The organism is Pontibacter sp. HJ8 (assembly GCF_054824225.1).
Genome location: NZ_JSYF01000199.1, coordinates 1 through 5,409, shown reverse-complemented (window position 1 = coordinate 5,409; position 5,409 = coordinate 1). Strand labels below are relative to the sequence as shown.

At 50.2% G+C, this 5,409-nt stretch carries 6 protein-coding genes; 3 read left to right on the top strand and 3 right to left on the bottom strand.

Annotated elements, in window-relative coordinates:
* From OB13_RS09830 to OB13_RS09820, 3 genes are all read right to left on the bottom strand, one after another.
* Nucleotides 1-1,167, bottom strand: a 1,167-nt coding sequence (locus tag OB13_RS09830; protein WP_461489991.1) for a tetratricopeptide repeat protein, incomplete at its 3' end; no start/stop codon positions are given.
* Nucleotides 1,168-1,233: 66 nt separating this feature from the next.
* The gene (locus OB13_RS09825; RefSeq protein ID WP_461489990.1) at nt 1,234-2,244 is read right to left on the bottom strand and encodes an NAD-dependent epimerase/dehydratase family protein; all 1,011 of its coding nucleotides are present in this window, start codon (nt 2,242-2,244) and stop codon (nt 1,234-1,236) included.
* An 18-nt stretch (nt 2,245-2,262) separates the two neighbouring features.
* Nucleotides 2,263-3,009 (bottom strand): tyrosine-protein phosphatase, encoded by a 747-nt coding sequence (locus tag OB13_RS09820; protein ID WP_461489989.1) that lies wholly within the window; start codon nt 3,007-3,009, stop codon nt 2,263-2,265.
* Nucleotides 3,010-3,423: 414 nt separating this feature from the next.
* Between OB13_RS09820 and OB13_RS09815 the strand changes: the two genes are divergently transcribed.
* The 3 genes from OB13_RS09815 to OB13_RS09805 all read left to right on the top strand — a co-directional run.
* Nucleotides 3,424-4,563 carry an acyl-CoA dehydrogenase gene (locus OB13_RS09815; protein ID WP_461489988.1) on the top strand — a complete coding sequence of 380 codons (1,140 nt, stop codon included), beginning with the start codon at nt 3,424-3,426 and terminating at the stop codon, nt 4,561-4,563.
* 163 nt (nt 4,564-4,726) lie between these two features.
* Nucleotides 4,727-4,921, top strand: coding sequence for a 30S ribosomal protein S21 (gene rpsU, locus OB13_RS09810; RefSeq protein ID WP_461489987.1), 195 nt, complete (start codon nt 4,727-4,729; stop codon nt 4,919-4,921).
* Nucleotides 4,922-4,991: 70 nt separating this feature from the next.
* On the top strand, nt 4,992-5,409 hold a 418-nt coding region (locus OB13_RS09805), incomplete at its 3' end, for a site-specific integrase (protein ID WP_461489986.1).

The window sequence follows — 5,409 nt, the reverse complement described above, 5'->3', positions numbered from 1 at the left end:
TTCAAAATTGCCCTGTTCGTACAGAATAATGGACCAGTTCAAGTAGATATCCTTGTCTTCGGGCTGTATCTCGGCAGCACGTTCATAGCTTTCGAGCGCCGACACCACATGGCCCACATGGTACTCGGCAGCCGCCAGGGCCACCCAGTAATCCACGCTATCGCCGTACAGGTTGACGGCTTTTTTAAAGAAATGCACAGCCTCATACCAGTTGCCCTGCGCATCCAGTATCACACCGATTCCGAACCAGGCCTCATCCATCTCCGGGTCCAGGTCAATGGACTTTTGGTAGTAGCGGCGGGCCAGGTCCCATTGCTGCATCTTCTCGTAGCACTCGCCGATGTTGCAGAATACCTCCGCGGAGGGCGACCCATGCTCCAGCATGGCGTTAAAGGCTTCTATTGCTTTGGTATAGTCCTCCAGAAAAACATAGGCATTGGCCATGTTGTTGTAAGCCGTGATAAAGTCCGGCTTGATGATGGTGGCGTAATCGTAAGCCGCAATGGCTTTGTCGTAAGAGCCAAGCTTATTGTACACGTTGCCCAGGTTAAACCAGGCCACATACGAATAAGGATCTTTGTCAATAAAGGCCTGGAAGAAAGGAAGCTCCTCGCGTGTTGACCCCGTGATTTCCATGCAGTAGATGATCTCCTGCATGGCCGCTTCGTTTTCCACATTCAGCCCAATACACTTTTTGTAGTACTTGATGGCGGAGCTGAACTTGCCCCAGCTCTGGTAAGTGAGGCCAATGTTGAAGTAGATATCATCCCGATCCTCGGCAAAAGCCAGGGCTTTCTTGAAGTGGTCCACTGCATCGCGGTATTCGCCCCGCTGCGTAAAAATGATGCCCCGCGTCAGGAGCACATCCGGGTTCTGAGGCTCTACTTCCGCCACCTGGTCTATGAGTACCATGGCATCTTCGAAGTTGCCCGACATAGCCAGCAACTGGGCCTTGTCGATTTGAAGCCCCGTAGAGAAGGGATATTGCGCAATAGCAGAATCACAGGCCAACAGCGCTTTCTTGTAATCGAAGTTAGCGGTATAATGGTCTATGATATATTCAAAATCGGTCAGGTCAAAAAAAACGGTTTCTTTTGTTCCCAGCATTTGCTCGAACCGAATGATCAGTTCCGAATCCTCGCTGTGCTCGTCAAAATTCTCTTTCATCTCCTATATCCCACAAGCCGCAAAAAGGCAGCTTTTGTCTTACTACATTAATAAACTTTAAATAGTTTAGTTTGCGCGGGCTACTTCCGGGCTCTTATCCAGGTGTGCAGATTGCAGCAATTGGCCGCAGCTCCAGGCAATGGTTTCGGGCAGAGGCCTGAAGGCTATACCTACTGCTTTCCGAACTTTTTCATTCCCAAAGAGATGGCTCTTGGCAGACACGCGCGCCGTCTCTTTGGTGATAAGCGGGCGCCCCCCCGAAAGCCGGGTACGCAGGCGCTCCAGCCGCCACACGATCTCCGCCAGAAACGGCGAAACTTTAATAGCCGGAGCTTTCTTGTTGAAGCCCTTCGCCGCCATTTCAAAAAATTTCTTGTAAGGGAGCTGCCCCGCATTGAGGATAAACCGCTCACCTGAAATTGAAGAGAAGGTCAGGCGCACCATGGCTTCCACCACATCCCGCACATCCACAAAGTTGGCCATACCGCCCGTATAAAAAGGCTTTTCCTGGTACACATACTTGAACAGGCGCGTACTGCTGCGGTCCCAGTCGGCGGGCCCCAGCACAACGGACGGGTTGACGATCACTGCCTGCAACCCCTCCGCCACGCCGCGCCATACCTCCAGTTCACCGTAGTACTTGGACTCAGCATAAGCCGAGTGCTGCTCTCCTTCGCTCCACTTACTGTCCTCGCTGAGTACAGCCACCCCTTTGGGCCGCCCGACAGCTGCCACAGAGCTTACATGGCAAAGCTTTATATCTCCCGGCGCTTCCAGGCAGGCGTTTACGATATTGGCCGTTCCTTCTACATTTACCTGTTGCAGCAACTCCGCATCCTGCGGGTCATAAGACACCAGTCCGGCGCTATGAAACACATACTGTACGTCCTGCAACGCCTCCCGCAACTGGCTTATATCCAGAACATCTCCTTCCACCCACTGCACCTTTGTAGCACCGGCAACGGCTGGTACCCGGCCACGGTAAAGGGCTTTGACCTGGTGCCCCTGCTCTACCAGTGCCGGTATCAAAAAGCTGCCAATCAGGCCACTTCCGCCTGTAACAAAAACCATGGCCATGGGTGTGGGATTAAGGAATTATAATTGATTGTTGAGTAAAGGCAGCTCCAGGGCCTTGATGAGGTATTTGGAGCTAAGCACTTTCTGCAGGTTTGCCGTGTGTTTCATGCTATGTGTATCAGTACCCAGAAAGTCGACATGACCGGCATCGATCAGCTTTTCGACCATCATTCGGGCTCCCGGGGAGTAATAGCCTATGAGCGAATTGAGATTCGGCTGCAACAACACGCCCTGCTCACGCAACGCGACCAGGTCTTCAAATTTACCATAAAAGTACGTGTAACGCTCGGGGTGAGCCAGCACCGGTTTATACCCTTGCGACTGCATCCGGAAGATGGCTTCGCGCAGGTTGAGCGGCTCGTTCAGAAAAGAGGTTTCAAATAGTAGGTACTTATTACCAAAAGTCAGCAGTTCTTCCCCGTCTTCCAGTTTCTGAAGGAAGGCCTCATCCAGGTAGTGCTCTGCAGCGCAGGCAAGTTCCATTTCGATACCTGCCTCCTGCACTGCCTGCTGCAATACCTGCAGTCGCTCCCGTATGATCTCAGGCGTGTTGCGGTAGAAATCACTCATGATATGCGGCGTCATGATCAGCTTGCGGTAGCCCAGCTCCTTCATGCTCCGTACCAGCTCCAGCGACTGCTCTACGGTGGCAGCGCCATCGTCTATTCCGGGCAGGATATGGGAATGCATGTCCACGCCGAGGGTACTCAGCGAGTCCACCTGCGCAGCATCTTTCCCAAATAAGCTCTGAATAAACTTTATCATGTACCTGCATCAACCGCGTGTAGGGCGGTATATAAACTCATACGTTGCCGGACATAGCAATGCAACATCAAAATAAAGCAATAAATACACGCTATCAAAATAAACGCTCCCCGGCGTACACACAATATAGCACCTGCAACCGAAGCAAAAAACAAATCGGGATGTGAGAAGTTACAACACATGACAAAAAAGGAATTGACCGTTCCGGGATACCAACCTATACCTGGGCTGCAAAAAACAGTATACATTTTTAGGGAATCGGCCAGGCTCACTCTACTAAATGAAGCATAAACATTGACTTAAGTAAAATAAAACTACGAATTTGTCAATTGGCCTTATTTACCTAGCTTTGTACATCCAGGTATAGGAAAAGGCCGTTAAATACGCGACAACGAACTCTACAACAAAACTTAAATGGAATTTAGAAAAACAGAAAACCAGCGCATGATTGCTGACATGATCCGGGACTTTGGCGTCAAGCACATCAGGCCCCAGATGAATGAATGGGATGAAAGCCAGGAATTTCCGGTGGAGGTTTTCAAAAAACTGGGGGAACTGGGCCTGATGGGTGTACTGGTACCCACCGAGTACGGCGGATCGGGCTTCGGCTACCTAGAGTATGTTACGGCGATCGCCGAGCTTTCTAAAATAGACGGTTCAATCGGTTTGTCGATGGCGGCTCACAATTCCTTGTGCACAGGTCACATCCTGCAGTTTGGCAACGAGGAGCAAAAGCGCCAGTACCTGCCGAAGCTGGCTACCGCCGAATGGATCGGCGCCTGGGGCCTGACGGAGCCAAACACAGGCTCCGATGCGGGCAACATGCGCACCGTAGCGGTGCAGGACGGGGACCATTGGGTGATCAACGGCGCCAAGAACTTCATCACGCATGGCAAGAGCGGGAACGTGGCGGTTGTGATCGTACGTACGGGCGAGGTGGGTGACTCGCATGGCATGAGCGCCTTCATCATCGAGAAGGGTACGCCAGGCTTCAGTGCAGGCCGCAAGGAAAACAAGCTGGGTATGCGCGCTTCCGAAACGACGGAGCTGATATTCGAAGACTGCCGGGTGCACCAGAACCAGATGCTGGGCAAGGTAGGCGAAGGCTTTATACAGGCTATGAAAGTGCTTGATGGCGGCCGGATCTCTATTGCAGCCCTGTCGCTAGGTATAGCTCAGGGTGCCTTTGAGGCAGCGCTGGCTTACTCGCAGGAGCGCAACCAGTTCAACAAGCCGATCTCCAGTTTCCAGGGTATTTCCTTCAAGCTGGCGGATATGGCCACCGAGATCGAGGCAGCTTCCCTGCTTACCTACCAGGCCGCCGACATGAAGAACCGCGGACTGAACGTGAACAAAGAATCCGCTATGGCGAAACTGTATGCTTCCGAAGTGTCGGTACGCGTGGCAAATGAAGCCGTACAGATATTTGGCGGCTACGGCTTCACCAAAGACTACCCTGCTGAGAAATATTACCGCGACGCGAAGCTTTGCACCATTGGCGAAGGAACAAGTGAGATACAGAAGCTTGTTATCTCAAGAGCGATCCTGAAATAATTTGCCCGTTTATAAACGACAGATAAGCCTCACCAGGCAGCATATTTTGTGCTCCCGGCTTTTTTTAAACAGATAAAGTAAATTTATTTTACCATTCTGTTGATTTATAAACAAAACCTTATGAAATTTGCAACCCTAAATATCAGAAGAAGCGAGTAAAAACATGATTATTATAAACGTAAAGGATAACGAGTCTGTAGACCGTGCACTTAAGAGATTTAAGAAAAAATTTGAGAGAACTGGTGTTCTTAAAGAACTGAGATCCAGAACTTTCTTTGAAAAGCCTTCTGTTTCAAAAAGAAAGCAAAAGGAAAGAGCCAAGTATAAGCAGCAGCTTTTCGCGAACGATAATTACTAGTCTTTCTTAAAAGATATTTAATTTTTCCATACATTAGTGTATCTGAGCAACACATCAGGTACACTAATGCATGGAATTATTTTTTAAGTATCTAGAATACGAAAAGCGGTATAGCCCGCATACGCTTACCTCCTATCATACCGATCTGGGGCAGTTCTCGCTGTACCTGCAAGATACCTACGAGATCACGGATCCTGCTGAGGCAGATCATGCTATTATACGCTCCTGGATTCTTTCCCTGGTGCACAAAAACCTGGAGGCACGTTCCGTCAACCGGAAGATCGCCTGTCTCCGCTCCTATTATAAATTCCTGCTGGGGCAGCAGCGCATTGAGGTAAATCCCATGCTGCGCATCAAAGCGCCCAAAGTTTCCAAGAAGCTTCCCGGCTTCGTGGCCGAGGAACCTTTCAACCATTTCCTGGATAGTTTTTCTTTTGAGGATACCTTTGAAGGACAGCGCGACAAGCTGATCCTGGAGTTCCTGTATG